This window comes from Brevundimonas poindexterae (assembly GCF_020524625.1).
Classification (GTDB): domain Bacteria; phylum Pseudomonadota; class Alphaproteobacteria; order Caulobacterales; family Caulobacteraceae; genus Brevundimonas; species Brevundimonas poindexterae_A.
Window position 1 is genome coordinate 327293 of sequence record NZ_JAIVLL010000002.1, and the last position, 13669, is coordinate 340961.

Annotated in this window: 19 protein-coding genes and 1 tRNA gene; 13 read left to right on the forward strand and 7 right to left on the reverse strand. The window is 67.8% G+C overall.

The window, feature by feature from the left end; genetic code table 11:
- Nucleotides 1–53 precede the first annotated feature (53 nt).
- Together LC068_RS07860 and LC068_RS07865 are read left to right on the forward strand one after the other, a co-directional pair.
- Nucleotides 54–130: transfer RNA gene (locus LC068_RS07860), tRNA-Arg, on the forward strand.
- A gap of 45 nt (nucleotides 131–175) precedes the next feature.
- Nucleotides 176–577 carry an acyl-CoA thioesterase gene (locus LC068_RS07865; RefSeq protein ID WP_226636082.1) on the forward strand — a complete coding sequence of 134 codons (402 nt, stop codon included), beginning with the start codon at nucleotides 176–178 and terminating at the stop codon, nucleotides 575–577.
- Here the strand turns inward: LC068_RS07865 and LC068_RS07870 are convergent.
- Complete coding sequence (locus tag LC068_RS07870) at nucleotides 574–1695, reverse strand: pentapeptide repeat-containing protein (protein ID WP_226636085.1); 1122 nt, start codon at nucleotides 1693–1695, stop codon at nucleotides 574–576. The genes LC068_RS07865 and LC068_RS07870 overlap by 4 nt on opposite strands.
- 100 nt (nucleotides 1696–1795) lie before the next feature.
- On the opposite strand from LC068_RS07870, the gene def reads away from it, so the two are divergent.
- From def to truA, 4 genes are all read left to right on the forward strand, one after another.
- Nucleotides 1796–2350: a peptide deformylase gene (gene def, locus LC068_RS07875; protein WP_226636087.1), complete on the forward strand. Its 555-nt coding sequence runs from the start codon at nucleotides 1796–1798 to the stop codon at nucleotides 2348–2350.
- The gene (locus LC068_RS07880) at nucleotides 2350–2598 is read left to right on the forward strand and encodes a hypothetical protein (RefSeq protein WP_226636090.1); all 249 of its coding nucleotides are present in this window, start codon (nucleotides 2350–2352) and stop codon (nucleotides 2596–2598) included. The genes def and LC068_RS07880 overlap by 1 nt, the downstream gene beginning before the upstream one ends.
- A 62-nt stretch (nucleotides 2599–2660) precedes the next feature.
- A complete protein-coding gene (fmt, locus tag LC068_RS07885; protein ID WP_226636093.1) occupies nucleotides 2661–3614 on the forward strand; it encodes a methionyl-tRNA formyltransferase in 954 nt (317 codons plus the stop codon).
- Nucleotides 3615–3626: 12 nt separating this feature from the next.
- Nucleotides 3627–4376, forward strand: coding sequence for a tRNA pseudouridine(38-40) synthase TruA (gene truA / locus LC068_RS07890; protein WP_226636094.1), 750 nt, complete (start codon nucleotides 3627–3629; stop codon nucleotides 4374–4376).
- On the opposite strand, the gene LC068_RS07895 is transcribed toward truA, so the two are convergent.
- Complete coding sequence (locus LC068_RS07895; protein ID WP_226636096.1) at nucleotides 4373–4510, reverse strand: entericidin A/B family lipoprotein; 138 nt, start codon at nucleotides 4508–4510, stop codon at nucleotides 4373–4375. The genes truA and LC068_RS07895 overlap by 4 nt on opposite strands.
- 101 nt (nucleotides 4511–4611) lie before the next feature.
- Here LC068_RS07895 and LC068_RS07900 point away from each other — a divergent pair, with 101 nt between their 5' ends.
- The 5 genes from LC068_RS07900 to LC068_RS07920 all read left to right on the forward strand — a co-directional run bounded on the left by LC068_RS07900 (nucleotide 4612) and on the right by LC068_RS07920 (nucleotide 8576).
- The gene (locus LC068_RS07900; RefSeq protein WP_226636098.1) at nucleotides 4612–6297 is read left to right on the forward strand and encodes a thiamine pyrophosphate-binding protein; all 1686 of its coding nucleotides are present in this window, start codon (nucleotides 4612–4614) and stop codon (nucleotides 6295–6297) included.
- Nucleotides 6298–6301: 4 nt separating this feature from the next.
- On the forward strand, nucleotides 6302–6736 hold the full coding sequence (locus LC068_RS07905) for a hypothetical protein (protein WP_226636100.1): 435 nt from the start codon (nucleotides 6302–6304) through the stop codon (nucleotides 6734–6736).
- A 5-nt stretch (nucleotides 6737–6741) separates the two neighbouring features.
- Complete coding sequence (gene trmD, locus LC068_RS07910; RefSeq protein ID WP_226637065.1) at nucleotides 6742–7449, forward strand: tRNA (guanosine(37)-N1)-methyltransferase TrmD; 708 nt, start codon at nucleotides 6742–6744, stop codon at nucleotides 7447–7449.
- Between the two features lie 51 nt (nucleotides 7450–7500).
- Nucleotides 7501–7926, forward strand: coding sequence for a 50S ribosomal protein L19 (gene rplS / locus LC068_RS07915; RefSeq protein WP_226636102.1), 426 nt, complete (start codon nucleotides 7501–7503; stop codon nucleotides 7924–7926).
- Between the two features lie 161 nt (nucleotides 7927–8087).
- Entirely contained in the window at nucleotides 8088–8576 is a 489-nt protein-coding gene (locus LC068_RS07920; protein WP_226636104.1) for a surface-adhesin E family protein, read from the forward strand.
- Nucleotides 8577–8645: 69 nt separating this feature from the next.
- Here the strand turns inward: LC068_RS07920 and LC068_RS07925 are convergent, their stop codons facing one another.
- Nucleotides 8646–9128 (reverse strand): PA2169 family four-helix-bundle protein, encoded by a 483-nt coding sequence (locus tag LC068_RS07925; protein ID WP_226636106.1) that lies wholly within the window; start codon nucleotides 9126–9128, stop codon nucleotides 8646–8648.
- Between the two features lie 453 nt (nucleotides 9129–9581).
- Between LC068_RS07925 and LC068_RS13910 the strand changes: the two genes are divergently transcribed.
- Complete coding sequence (locus LC068_RS13910; protein ID WP_404825209.1) at nucleotides 9582–9887, forward strand: surface-adhesin E family protein; 306 nt, start codon at nucleotides 9582–9584, stop codon at nucleotides 9885–9887.
- Between the two features lie 22 nt (nucleotides 9888–9909).
- Here the strand turns inward: LC068_RS13910 and LC068_RS07930 are convergent, their stop codons facing one another.
- Genes LC068_RS07930 through LC068_RS07945 form a run of 4 tightly spaced genes read right to left on the reverse strand, consistent with a single transcriptional unit; the run spans nucleotide 9910 to nucleotide 12920 of the window.
- A complete protein-coding gene (locus tag LC068_RS07930) occupies nucleotides 9910–10701 on the reverse strand; it encodes a tryptophan 2,3-dioxygenase (protein ID WP_226636108.1) in 792 nt (263 codons plus the stop codon).
- A gap of 7 nt (nucleotides 10702–10708) precedes the next feature.
- A complete protein-coding gene (locus tag LC068_RS07935; protein WP_226636110.1) occupies nucleotides 10709–11245 on the reverse strand; it encodes a CHAP domain-containing protein in 537 nt (178 codons plus the stop codon).
- A 34-nt stretch (nucleotides 11246–11279) separates the two neighbouring features.
- On the reverse strand, nucleotides 11280–12425 hold the full coding sequence (locus LC068_RS07940) for an acyltransferase family protein (protein ID WP_226636112.1): 1146 nt from the start codon (nucleotides 12423–12425) through the stop codon (nucleotides 11280–11282).
- Between the two features lie 36 nt (nucleotides 12426–12461).
- A complete protein-coding gene (locus tag LC068_RS07945) occupies nucleotides 12462–12920 on the reverse strand; it encodes a COG3650 family protein (RefSeq protein WP_226636114.1) in 459 nt (152 codons plus the stop codon).
- A gap of 131 nt (nucleotides 12921–13051) precedes the next feature.
- Here LC068_RS07945 and LC068_RS07950 point away from each other — a divergent pair, with 131 nt between their 5' ends.
- Nucleotides 13052–13576: a hypothetical protein gene (locus LC068_RS07950; protein ID WP_226636116.1), complete on the forward strand. Its 525-nt coding sequence runs from the start codon at nucleotides 13052–13054 to the stop codon at nucleotides 13574–13576.
- Nucleotides 13577–13669: the final 93 nt, after the last annotated feature.

The following is a 13669-nucleotide window of genomic DNA, read 5'->3' on the forward strand; positions in this document are numbered from 1 at the left end:
GCTTTGGGATTGAGGCCCGCCCCGCGATACGATAAGCACCGCCTCCTTGACCCGCACCCGTAGCTCAGCTGGATAGAGTGTTGCCCTCCGAAGGCAAAGGTCACAGGTTCGAATCCTGTCGGGTGCGCCAGTCAATCCGGGTTTCCAGACCCGCCCTTCCAGACGGACATTCCAGATGAACGATGAGGCCGAACTGCCCGCGGGGATGCCCGTTGGCCGGGTGATCGCCATGCCGGCGGACACCAACCCCGAGGGTGACATCTTCGGCGGCTGGTTGCTGGCCCACATGGACCTGTCGGGGGCGACCCCGGCGTTCGAGCGGGCGCAGGGGCGCTGTGTGACCATCGCCCTGGACGGGATGGTGTTCCACAAGCCGGTGTCGGTGGGCGACGAAGTTTCCATCTATGCCGAGATCGTCTCGACCGGACGCAGCTCGATCCGGGTGCGGGTCGAGGCGTGGAAACGGCCCCGCAACCAGGCCCACGCCCGGTCCGAACGGGTGACCGAGGGCGTCTTCACCTATGTCGCCATCGGCGACGACCTGCGGCCGCGGCCCTTGCCGGACCTGTCTGTCTAGACTGCGACCGCCTCAGGAGAAGCTGTGGCCTGCAGCGCCGGGTTCGCGCCATCAAAAAGCGCCCCCAACAGGACGGCTCCGTCGAAGCCGGTCTCAAGACGCCGCCCGTCACGCATGACGAGCGGTCCAAGATCCGCACCCCGGAAATCCGCGAACCCCAGACGGCAGTTCCGGAAATTGGCGCCCCGCAAATCGCAGTTGCGGAAGTCGGCGCCGCGCAGATCAGCGTCGCGGAAATTCGCGCCCGCCAGCAGGCTGCCCGTGAAACGGACGTCGATGGCCCGCGCGCCCGACGCGGACAGACCCGCCAGTTTTCGGCCGGACAGGGCGTCCCCCAGAGGACGGAGGTCCTCGTGGGAAAAGTCTTCATCGGCCCCGGTGCGCTTGCTCCCCTGGACCCAGGCCTCAAATCGGTCGACCGCTTCCCTGAGCGGGGCTGACCGGGCGAGAGCAGCGGCATCCGGGTCCCGCACACAGCGGGCGAGCGCGGCCGGATCGAGGTGGACCCGCTCCAGATTGACGCCGGTCAGGATGGTGTCATTGAAGGTCGCTCCCTCAAGCACGGCAGCGTCGAGCGAAGCCCCTGTCAGATTGGCGCCGCTAAAGTCCGCGCCCTGAAGCCGGGCCCCGCCCAGCCGTGCACGTTTCATGGACGCGTGGCGAAAATCGACGCCCAGCCGCACCTCTCCGTCCGGGCCGAAGCGCTGGTGCTCGCGCTCGGGATCGGCGCTCCACACCCGGAACAGGCCGTCTGCATGGACCTTGGCGAGGCGCGCATCACGAAAATCGGTCCCGTCAAGACAGGCACCGTACAGGTTGGCCGCCTTCAGGCTGACGCCGCGCAGGTCGGCATTGGTCAGGTTGGCCGCCCGCAGATCAGCCCTCCTGAGGTCGCAGCAGTAGAGAGTGGCCTCGTCCAGACGGGCGGCAGCCAGACGACCGCTCTCGAGATTGCACCCGGTCAGGTCGGCTCCGCGCAGGTCCCGCTGCTGCAACATGACGCCGCAAAGACTGCCGAAACGGAGGATCAGCCGCAGGCCGCCGGGTCGACCGGATGCGAACCGCTCGTGGGACGCTACGGCGTCATAAAACCGGAAGGGCAGGGCCGTAGCGCTCATGCCCCGGAGTGTCGCGCGAAATCGTTACAACAGCCTCTACAGCGACGCTGCGACCCTCGGAAATCTTGACCTTTGGGGGTATCGAGCCTACCTCGACCCCATGGCCATCCGACGTATCCTGACCATCGACAATGCTGCCGATCTGGCGGTTCTGAAGCGCGTGTCCGAGCCGGTCGAGGGGCCGGTCACCGATGAGCTGCGCACCCTGATGGATGACATGCTCGAGACCATGTACGCCGCGCCGGGCATCGGCCTGGCCGCCGTGCAGATCGGCGACCTGCGCCGGGTGATCGTCATGGATCTGGCCGACAAGGCGGACGTGGCCGAGGACGCCGAGGACGCGGACCGCAAGAATCCCCGCTACTTCGTCAATCCGGAGATCCTGTGGACCTCTGACGAGACGGCTCCGTACGAGGAGGGCTGCCTGTCGGTGCCGGAGTATTTCGACGAGGTCCAGCGCCCGGCCCGCGCCCGTATCCGGTATCTCGACTACAATGGCGAGACCGTCGAGGAAGAGGTCGACGGCCTCTATGCCGTCTGCATCCAGCACGAGATGGACCACCTGAACGGGGTGCTGTTCATCGACCATCTGTCACGGCTGAAGCGCGAGCGGGCCGTGGCCAAGGTCAAGAAGCTCGCCCGGATGGCTGCCTGATGACCCGACGCGCCCCGAAACGCACCCCCCTGAAGCGCTCGCGGGACCGGATCGTCGATCCCAGTGGACGGCGCCGCCTGACCCGGTCGGAGAAGATCGGCATCGGCAGTGTGGCGACCCTGCTGGCCGTGGGCGCGCTGGGCGTGATTGCCGGGGTCATCATCGACCGGCTGCTGGACTTTGACGACACGCTCGACACCGGTGGCGAGTGGGACGAAGGCGGCGGCGTCTTCACGCGCTGGGATTGATCACACTCCCCGGTCTGCCGCTCCCGTCGGCTCCCCGTCTGGCTTACCCGAGGTAATTTTTCATGCGTCTGGCCTTCATGGGAACGCCTGCGTTCGCCGTGCCCTCGCTGGCTGAACTGGTGGCCTCGGGCCATGAGGTGGTGGCCGTCTATTCGCAGCCGCCCAGGCCACGCGGGCGGGGCATGAAGCTGACCCCCTCCCCCGTCCAGGCGTTCGCCGAGACCCTGGGCCTGCCGGTCTTTAAGCCGGAAAGCATGAAGGCGGCCGAGGCGATCGAGACGTTCCGCAGCCTCGATCTGGATGCCGCCTGCGTGGTGGCCTATGGCCAGATCCTGAAGCCCGAGGTGCTGGAGGCCCCGCGGATGGGCTGCCTGAACCTGCACGGGTCGCTGCTGCCGCGCTGGCGCGGGGCGGCGCCGATCCAGCGGGCCATCATGGCGGGCGACGCCCAGACGGGCGTGCAGATCATGCAGATGTCCGAGGGGCTGGACGAGGGGCCGGTGCTGCTCTCCGAGACGGTGGCCATCAGCCCGCGCGACACGGCGGCCAGCCTGTCGGAGCGGATGGCGCACATCGGGGCGGGCCTGTGGCCCCGGGCGCTGGCGGCGCTGGAGCGCGGCGGCGACCGGCCTGTGGAGCAGGTCGGCGAGCCCACCTATGCGAAGAAGATCAGCCCGGCGGAGGCGCGCATCGACTGGACCCGGCCGGCCCGCGAAGTGGATGCCCATATCCGCGGCCTGTCGCCCTTTCCAGGGGCCTGGTTCGAGGTCGAGAGCGACGAGGGGCCGGTGCGCATCAAGGCGCTCATGTCCGGTCTGGCCGAAGGGTCGGGCCCGGCAGGCACGGTGCTGGATGACGCCCTGACGATCGCCTGCGGGGATGGCGCGGTGCGACTGGAGCGGGTGCAGCGCCCGGGCAAGGCGGCACAGGGCGCGGAGGACATGCTGCGCGGATTCGCCATTCCGGCAGGAACGGTCCTCCCCTCTAGTAGCGAGCCGCCGCGCGGCGAGCGGTAGGGGAGAAACGCCATGCCGCGCTACCGGCTGACGGTGGAATATGACGGGTCGGGCTATTGCGGCTTTCAGGCCCAGGCCGATCTGCCGACCGTGCAGGGGACGCTGGAGCGCGCCATCCTGGCCTTCAGTGGAGAGGCGGTGCGGATCGCGGCGGCCGGGCGGACGGACACCGGCGTGCATGCCACGGCCCAGACGGTGCATGTCGACCTGACCCGCGACTGGCCCGCCCAGACGGTCATGAACGCCATGAACGCCCATATGGCGGACGAGCCGGTTTCGGTGCTGGCATGCCGACCTGTGTCGGACGACTGGCATGCGCGGTTCTCGGCGACCGGGCGGGGCTATCTGTACCGGATCCTGAACCGCCCGGCCCCGCCGGCGCTGGACCGGGGGCGGGTCTGGCATGTGCGCAAGCCCCTCGATGCAGAGGCCATGCAAGCGGCGGCGCAGGCGCTGGTCGGCCTGCACGACTTTACGACCTTTCGCGATGTGAACTGCCAGTCGGCCTCGCCGCTCAAGACACTGGACGTGGCGACCGTCACGCGGGTCGGCGAGGAGGTGCATCTGGTGTTTGCGGCGCGCAGTTTCCTGCACCGGCAGGTGCGCTCCATGACCGGGACGCTGGTCCAAGTCGGGCTGGGCCGCTGGGCCGTGGAGGATGTGGCGCGCGTGCTGGAAGCGCGCGACAGGGCCGCCTGCGGGCCCGTGGCCCCGGCCGAGGGATTGTACCTCGACCGGGTCGACTATGAGGTCGAGGCCTAGTTCCTGGCGTCTTCGGCGCTGTTGGTCACAGCGTCGCCGACGGCTTCCACGTCGCGGCCAAAACCGGAGATGGTGTTGCAGGCCGAAACGGCCAGGGCCGAGGCGATGAGGGCGAGGGTGATGATCTTGCGCATGGTCAAGCTCCTTTATGGCCAAGCTCAAACGCCGATCTGCACGGCGGGTTGCACGCCCGGGCGATGGTCAAGACAGGCTGTGATCTGCTAGCAGCAGGGGCATGAGCCACACCGCCCACACCGCCCGTACAAGCGCCGCCCACCGGCTGGTCCAGACCCTGGTCGCCAACGGCATCGACACCGTCTTCTGCGTACCCGGCGAAAGCTATCTGGCGGTGCTGGATGCCCTGGCCGATGTGCGCGACCAGATCCGGGTCATCACCTGCCGGCACGAGGCGGGCGCCGCCAATATGGCCGAGGCCTACGGCAAGCTGACCGGAAAGCCCGGCGTCTGCATGGTTACGCGCGGGCCGGGCGCGACCCACGCCTCGATCGGCGTGCACACGGCGCATCAGGACTCCACGCCGATGATCCTGTTCGTCGGCCAGATCGCCCTGACCGACCGGGGCCGGGGCGCGTTTCAGGAGGTCGACTATCGCGAGGTGTTCGGCGGACTGGCCAAATGGGCGACCGAGATCGAGAGCCCGGAACGCACCGTCGAGATCGTCGAGCGCGGCATCGCCACGGCGCTGCAGGGGCGGATGGGGCCGGTGGTCATCGCCCTGCCCGAGGACATCCTGCACGACGACGGCGGACCGGCGCCGGTCCGGCCCGTCACCCCGGCGCGCGCGGCGCTGGACCCTGCCACCCTGCGCGAGATCGAGAGCCGGCTGGCCAAGGCGGAGCGGCCGCTGCTGATCGTCGGGGGCTCGGGCTGGACCGATGAGGCGGCCCATGCGCTGGCGGCCTGGTCCGAGGCGCTGGGCCTGCCGATCTCCGGCTCGTTCCGGCGGAAGGACATCATCGCCAATGACCGCCCCAACTATGCGGGCGATCTGGGGCTGGGCTGCAATCCGAAGCTGATGGCGCGGGCGCGCGAGGCCGACCTGATCATCGCCATCGGCGCGCGGCTGGGAGAGAATCCGACGCAGGGCTACACCCTGTTCGACCGCGACCATACCGCCCGGGTGCTGGTGCATATCCATCCCGGACCCGAGGAGCTGGGCCGCGTCTGGCCGACGCTGACGTCCGCCGTGGCCGACAACAGTCTGGCGGCGCTGGCCCTGTCGCAGCTGGAGCCGGGCCGCACCTGGCACGATCAGGGCGAGACCGCCCACAGCGACTTCGAGGCCTTCTCGACCCCGGTCGAGGTGACCGGCGCTGTCAATATGAGCCTGTGCATGAAGCATCTGGGCGAGGTCATGCCCGCCGATGCCATCGTCACCAACGGGGCCGGAAACTTCGCCGCCTGGCTGCATCGCTTCTATCGCCACCGGGCGTGCCGGACCCAGCTGGCGCCGACGTCAGGCGCCATGGGCTATGGCTGGCCAGCGGCCCTGGCGGCCAAGGCCGTCCATCCCGACCGCGAGGTGGTCTGCGTGGCCGGCGACGGCGACTTCATGATGACCGGTCAGGAGATGGCCACCGCCGTCCAGCACGGGCTGAACCCCGTGGTGATCGTGGTCGACAATTCGACCTATGGCACCATCCGCATGCACCAGGAGGGCCATTATCCGGGAGCAGAACGGGTGATCGCCACCGACCTGAAGAACCCCGACTTCGTCAAATGGGCCGAGGCCTTCGGCGCCTTTGGCATTCGCTGCGAGACCACGGCGGATTTCGCCGGCGCCCTGCAGACCGCCCGCGAGACCGCGCAGGCCCGTCAGGTTCCGGCACTGGTCCACCTGATCACCTCGGCCGAGGATATCGCCCCGAACCGCACCATCAGCGGGATGCGAAAGGGATAGGCGGATGAAAGCTGTGCTGGCCCTGTGTGCCGCCGTCGCCCTGTCGGGCTGCGCGACTACTCTTGCCCCCGACGGCCCGTCGAACGGTGGGACCGGCGATGACTGTGCCGTGATCGCGGCGGTGGCGAAGGAGCACTATGGGTTCAACACCACCGACCGGCTGCCGCCTCCGGTGAAGTTCGATCCGGGTTTTGATCCGCAGTGCGACTGGAGCCACTTTGGTCTGGCGTTCGAGCCCTATGACGAACAGGCTGGCGGCGATCCGCGCGAGCGGCAGAAATGGGTCAGCTTTGGCCGGCCGATCTATGACGGACGCGGCGCGTCGATCCGGAGCGGGATCATGCATGGCCCGCTGGCCGGCATGGGCGTGCGCTGCCGGGTGATCTCGGGCTTTGCCGGCTGGACCGTCGGCGAATGCGAACAGACCTGGGTGTCGTGAGCGTCATGCCTTGGCCCGTCACCGTTCTGACCATGTTTCCGGAAGCGTTTCCGGGGCCGCTCGGCGTGTCGCTGATCGGCACGGCGTGGCGCGAGCGCGGGCTGTGGAGCCTCGAAACGGTTGACATCCGGGCCTTTAGCGACGATAGGCGCGGCTTCCTGGACGACACCCCTGCGGGTGGCGGCCCCGGAGCTGTGCTGAAGGCCGATGTGGTCGCCCGGGCTCTCGACAGTCTGGATGGCCCCAAACGACCCCTTCTGTACATGAGCGCCCGGGGGCGGCCCCTGACCCAGGCGCGGGTGAAGGACTGGGCCACGGCCGACGGTCTCGTCGTGCTGTGCGGCCGGTTCGAGGGGGTGGACCAGCGGGTGCTCGACGCGCGCGGGTTCGAGGAGGTCGCGGTCGGCGACGCGGTCCTCGCCGGTGGCGAGGCGGCGGCGATGGTGGCGATCGAGGCCTGCGTAAGACTGTTGCCCGGCGTCCTCGGCCAGGCGGCCAGTCTGGAGAGTGAGAGTTTCGAGGACGGGCTTCTGGAGCATCCGCAGTACACGCGACCGCGGACGTTTGAGGGGCACGACATTCCCGAGGTCCTGCTGTCGGGTGACCATCAAAAGGTCGCACGGTGGCGCCAGGAACAGCGGGAGCAGACCACCCGCGAGCGACGGCCCGACCTGTGGGCGGCGTTTGCGGACAAGACCACCCCGCGAGGCTGATCGCCTCGCCAACTGACAGCTAAAGGGCGCAAAAGCCCGACGGAGAGTGACATGAACATCGTCCAGCAGCTTGCTGCCGAAGAAAAAGCCCGCCTGCTCGAAGCCCGCGAGATCCCGGTTTTCCAGCCCGGCGATACCCTGCGCGTCAATGTGCGGATCAAGGAAGGCGAGCGCGAGCGCGTCCAGGCCTTTGAAGGCGTCTGCATCGCCCGCTCGGGTGGCGGCGTGAACGAGACCTTCACGGTCCGCAAGATCAGCTTCGGCGAGGGCGTGGAGCGGAAATTCCCGATCCTGTCCCCGAACATCGAATCCATCGAGGTCAAGCGCCGCGGTATCGTGCGCCGGGCCAAGCTCTATTATCTGCGCGACCGTCGCGGCAAGTCGGCCCGGATCGCCGAGCGCCAGACCGTCCGCCCGACCAAGGGCGTCGCCGTCCCGGAAACCGGCAAGGCCGAGACCCCGGACACCGAAGCGTAAGATCGACGTCCGCAAGGACAGGAAAGGCCCCGGAGCGATCCGGGGCCTTTTTGCTGTCTGAGGGCCGCGCATGACTGAACCTGACGCCGGGCGCCCGCCCCCTGTCGGATTTCAAAAAGCCGGGTTATGAATTCAAGCAGACGCCTGTTCAGGAGATCATCATGCGCCTCGCCCTTGCCCTCGCCGCCGGTACGCTGGCCGCCACCACCTTCGGGATCGCGGGCGCGCACGCCCAGTCGGCCCCGCCGGTTTCCGCCCCGTACTACATCATCGATGCCAGCGACGACGCCCTGACGATCGCCTCGGGCGGCTCGGTCCGCAAGTCGGGCAATATGGCCAGCATCACCATCATCATGGGCGCCCATCCGGATGAGGTGGCCAAGAGCGGCATCGCCCGTCTGGATATGGCCTATGAGTTCAACTGCTCGAACTCGACCTACCGCACGCCCGGCGCTGCCGGCTATGACGTCAGCGGCGGCTTCATGGGCGCGATCGACGACGATTCGCCGTGGGAAGCGGTCGCTGAAAACAGCAACAACGCCACCTTCATGGGCATCGCCTGCAACGGTGTCATCCCCGAGGACAGCGAAGTGGGCGGCGACCCGAACGACGTGATCGCCGTTTATCGCGATTGGGTCTTGGAAGAGTAGGTCCAACGACTGTCCTGACTGGGGGCTCCGGCGGCCGCCGGAGCCCTTTGTCGTGCCCGCAAGCGGTGGCTAGCCCGCCATCGGCTGATCGTTCGGTGGGATCAGATGGTCCTTGCGGTCGCCCGGATGCGGGTCAATGACCTCAAAACCGCTGCGGATCACCTCGCGCACCGGCTCGCTGAGGTCGGGATCGTTGAGGGCGGCCTCCCAGGTGTCGACCAGCCAGGCCTCGCCATTACGGATCGAGCCGTCGAGGGTGTCGTCATCGCGAAGCAGGGCATGTTTGACGTCCATGAGGGCCCGGTGGGCCTTGCCCAGCAGGGTTCCGCCTTCGGCCGGCGCGCCGCCGAGCTCCTGCACAGCGGCCTTGAGCCGTTCGACCAGTTGTTCGCGATGATCGGCACGTCGGGCGTAGCGCTCTGCCCGGGCGGTATCGCGGCTATCGCGCGCCGCGTCGCGATACCCGGCGGCGCTGTCGCGGGTCACGTCGATCAGGCGGCTGAGCACATCGATATCGTGCGAGCGGGCCTGTGAGATATCCAGTCGGGCCATGGTGACCTCCTGTTCCTGCATCTCTCCCCGCAGGAGAAATGCCGGGACGGCCCCGAGGGTTGCCGGGCTGCGGAAGGATCCGGGCGCGGGGCGGCAACGCCGCTTCAGCGTTTCGATCAAACAGCCGAGCCCTCGGTGCTCCCCGTACCGGTCTTGCGGACTGCTTGAAGGCCATGGAAGGTATGGCCCTCCATGAGGGGCTGGTCCGTACGAGGGGTACCTATGCGCGTCGTTTCAGGGATGCTTGCCGGCATGGTCGCTGCGCTGGCGCTTACGCCGCCAGCGCTGGCACAAGACAATCCCTCAAGCGCTCAACCGCCCCCCTTGCTGATCCCGGTCCTGCGGAGGCCATGGGCAGAGCCGCCTTACTACGTTGTCCAAATGGACTATGAGAGCGTCGTCATTCTCTCAGGAGGATCCGCCGATAGATACGGCGATATAGCCCATCTGACGATGATCTTCGCGGCTGCAGAGATCACTGGGGACTACAGGATCGCGCGTTTTGACAGCGCAATTGAGTTTGACTGTGACAAATCCCTGAGCCGAACCACTCATGTGGCGGCCTATGACGAGGACGGAAACATACTGACGCGTCAGCGATGGGAAGACGATTCCTGGGAACCGGTTTCGCCTCGATCACCCAATGGTACGGCCTTGGCATATGCGTGCAGGGGCTTGGTTCCTTCCCGGGGTGCGAGCTTCGACACTGACCTGACAGAATACCTGCGGGCGTACCGGCAGCAGGTCATAGGGGGCTGACGAATGCCCTCACAGCCCTGACTCAGAGCTGCGTCCGAAGCGACCAGAGTTCGGGGAAGCAGCGACGCTTCAGCGTTTCGGTCAGATAGCCGACGCCATCGGTGCCGCCGGTGCCGGTCTTGCGACCGATGATGCGCTCGACGGTCACGACGTGCTTGTGCCGCCAGGTGAGCAGGGCGTCGTCGATGTCGACCAGCTTTTCGGCCAGCTGGTAGAGCGGCCAGTAGCGTTCGGGCTCACGATAGACCGCCAGCCAGGCGGCCTCGACCGCCGGATGGGGCGCGTAAGGGGCGCTGATGTCACGCTCCAGCACCTCGGACGGCAGGTCGAAGCCGGCGCGGGCCAGCTGGTGCAGGGCGTCGTCATAGAGGCTGGGGGCCTCGATCGCCGCCTTGAGCGCCGCATGGGCTTCGGGCCGGTCCTCGTGCCAGGCCAGAAAGCGCGCGTCCTTGAGGCCCAGCATGGCCTCCACCCGGCGGAACTGATCGCTCTGGAAGCCCGAACTGGTGCCCAGCACGCCGCGGAAACGCAGATAGTCGGCCGGGGTCAGGGTGGCCAGGATGTCCCAGCTCTGGGTCATGACCGCCTGGATGCGGCTGATCCGGGCCATGCTCTTGTAGGCGGGGACCAGATCGCCGGCGCGCACCAGAAGCTGGGCCAGCGCCAGCTCGCGCAGGATCTGCTTGAGCCACAGTTCCTTGGTCTGGTGGATGATGACGAACAGCATTTCGTCATGCTGGTCCGACAGCGGGTGCTGGCACGCCAGGAGGTCATCCAGCGCCAGATAGCCGGCATAGGTGATGGGGCGGGTCATGCCGCCCTCACGGCTGGCCGAAGCCGAACTCCGAGGCAGTCTCCGGCAGGGCCGCCTGACGCAGCGGGGTCGCGCTGGAGAGGGGCTCCTTGTAGACGAATCCGTAGATCGGATAGACGCTCGAGCCGAGGTCGTTGATCGGGGCGTACCAGACCTTGACCGCGCTCCAGTCCCCGTTGGCCGAGACGTCGACGACGGTGACGTTCTCCTCGATCTTGCCGCGGCTGCCGCCCCAATTGGCGTGGGTGACGCGGATGACGCGATCGGTCAGCACTTCGGAGACCATGGCGACGTGACCGCGGGTCATGCGGCCGTGGGGCTGGAACACCAGAACCGCGCCGGTCTCAGGCTGATTGCCGGTGCGGAAACGCTCGGTCCCCTGACGCCACCAGGTCCAGGCGTCACCGTAGATATCGATGCCGGACGCGAGCCGCGCAAAGGTTACACACTGCCAGTAGACATCCTGGGCCCGTCCGGGAGTGACGGTGATCAGGCTGGTTCCAAGAACAATGGCAACCAAGAGGGCGGAGACGCGTTTCAGCATGCGGATTGCTCTGCGCTGTTGAGACTGCTTCGGCCTATACGATAGTTTTCGAGCCCTGAAACCCCTCGACAGGGGAATTTGCTGTGGGCGGAAGGACGCGCTTGCGACCCGGGCGCCGGGCCCGCAGCCAGCCGCGCGCCGGCTTTTCCACCAGATGGTAGGTGACGGCGGCCACGACGGGCACGCTCAGGACCAGCGCGATCCAGATCGGAAAGGCCAGCCCGGCATCACCGCTGCCGGTCAGGCGGGCGGCCAGATTGACGGTCACCAGCTTGACCGGAATGCAGACCATATAGACCGAATAGCTGATCTCGCCGAGGTAGACGGCCGGGGCCGAGGCCATGACCCCTGCGCGGCTGTTCGGAAGGGCGGCGAGGCCGAGGATCATCAGGCCGGCCGCCAGAACGATCACGGCGTCGGGTGCACCGAGGGCGGCGGCTGCCATGAGGCCGAGGGCCGCGACGCCAGCCAGAAGGCCCGGCCGGGTGATCGGGCCGCGACGGTAGATCAGGTACAGGGCGCAGCCATAGGCGAAGCAGGGCACGATCCGGAGCGCGCCCCAGCGGATGGTGGCCTGGGTCAGGGGGAAGCCCGCGAGGGCCTCGAACACCAGATAGATGGCCGGGATGAAGGCGGCGGTCGCGGCCAGCGCGATCCACGGGCGGTTGCGCATACGCCAGGCGGCCGCGGCAAAGACCGGGAAGGCCAGATAGGCGAACCACTCGGCCGAGATCGACCAGGAGGGGTGGTTGAAGGCGGCCTCGGGCGCGAGACCCCAGGCGTGGACCATGGCCAGATTGGCCGGAAGCGAGGCCCAGTCGAGCATATTGGCGTCGAGCGACATGCCGGCGACCGTGGCCGCCAGCCCCAGGGCGATCACGCCGAACAGGGTGAAGAGATGCAGCGGATAGACCCTCGCCAGCCGCGCCCAGAGGAAGCCGCCATAGTCCGAGCGCTTGGTGCCGAACGCCTCAAGATAGACGTGGCACAGGATGAAGCCCGACAGGACGAAGAACACCTCGACGCCCAGATAGCCCTTGGCCACGGCATGGGGCAGGACGCCGACATTGAGGTCAGGCCAGAAGGCATAGACGACCACCCAGGCCGCCGCGAGGAATCGCAGCGCCGTGAGCGGGCGGATGTCGGCCGGGGCATGGAGAACAGGCGGGGTCGCGGTCATGACCGCAACCCTGCCATACCGTCGATGTGGGAACCGTTAAGAGGCGGGATCGACGACCCGTCCGGACTCGCCGACCGTCTCGATCGCCGAGGTCGAGGCCGCGCAGCCGTTCAGGGTTTCATCCCCGACCTGCAGGCGGGCGGTCAGGGGATAGGTGCGGTCGCTCATGCCGTCCGAACATTCGGTGGCCATCAGCGTCAGGGTCATCGCACCCCCGTCCGGCGTCGTGCCCTGCCAGGTGGCGACCGTACCCATCACTTCGGGGCCGTCGTGGGTGGCCCGGCGCTCGGGCCGGTCGACGCCCGAATAGAGAAGCTCATTGGCGGTGACGTCGACGCCCCAGAAAGGCTCGGTGCCCAGCGCGCGGAGCGGCTGATCCAGATTGACGCCGCCCAGTTCCACGGGAGGGGGAGGCTCCGCCGGGGCCGGCGCCTCGGTCTCGGACGAGCAGGCGGCGAGGGCCAGAACGGCCAACGAGGACAGGATCAGACGCATCAGACAACTCCCGGACGGATTTGGTCGCCATGCCAACGCCATCCGGTCGCCCGGGTCAAGCACGGCCGCACACTCTCGGTAATCCGAGATTTCCGGTGTAGGGTTAACGCCGTCATGCGAAAGGACCGGTCATGAAGTTCCTGCGTATTCTGCTCGTTCTGGCGGTGTTGGCCTATGCGGGCTGGCTGGCCTGGCCTTTCCTGTCGCCCTTCTTCGAGGGCGCCGGTCTGGATACGGCCGCGACCCGGGCCGGGGCTGAGGCCCAGGTCGGTCTGGACCTGCCGGTGATCGCCCTGTGGGTCGGCGCGGTCGTCCTCTACCTGGTGGCGGCGGGCCTGCTGGGCTCCGGAAATCCCCGGGCGGCGGTCGCCTATTTCCTCGGTTTCATCGCCGATGCTGTCCTGCGCCTCGCCATCGACCGCGGCGGCTTCGGCAGCGGCAGCGATATGGGCGGCAAGGTCGATCCGAATTCGCCGATGGCCCAGTCGACCATCACCGAGGGCGGCCCGGCGGCAGCCCCCGGCGGGCTGGGCGCTGATCTGGGCGTCGACCCGACCTGGCTGGTGCTGGGTGCGCTGGTGCTGCTGGGCATACTGATCGTCGTGGTCAGCCGGGCACGACGGCGCAAACGTGTGCCGGGACAGCTTTCGGTCTGACCCGACCATCCCCACATCGGTCTTGATGGTTGATTCCCGCGACAGGCGCGCTAGAGCGGGGGCCGACCGATCCGGCGCGGCCCTCCCCTGTTC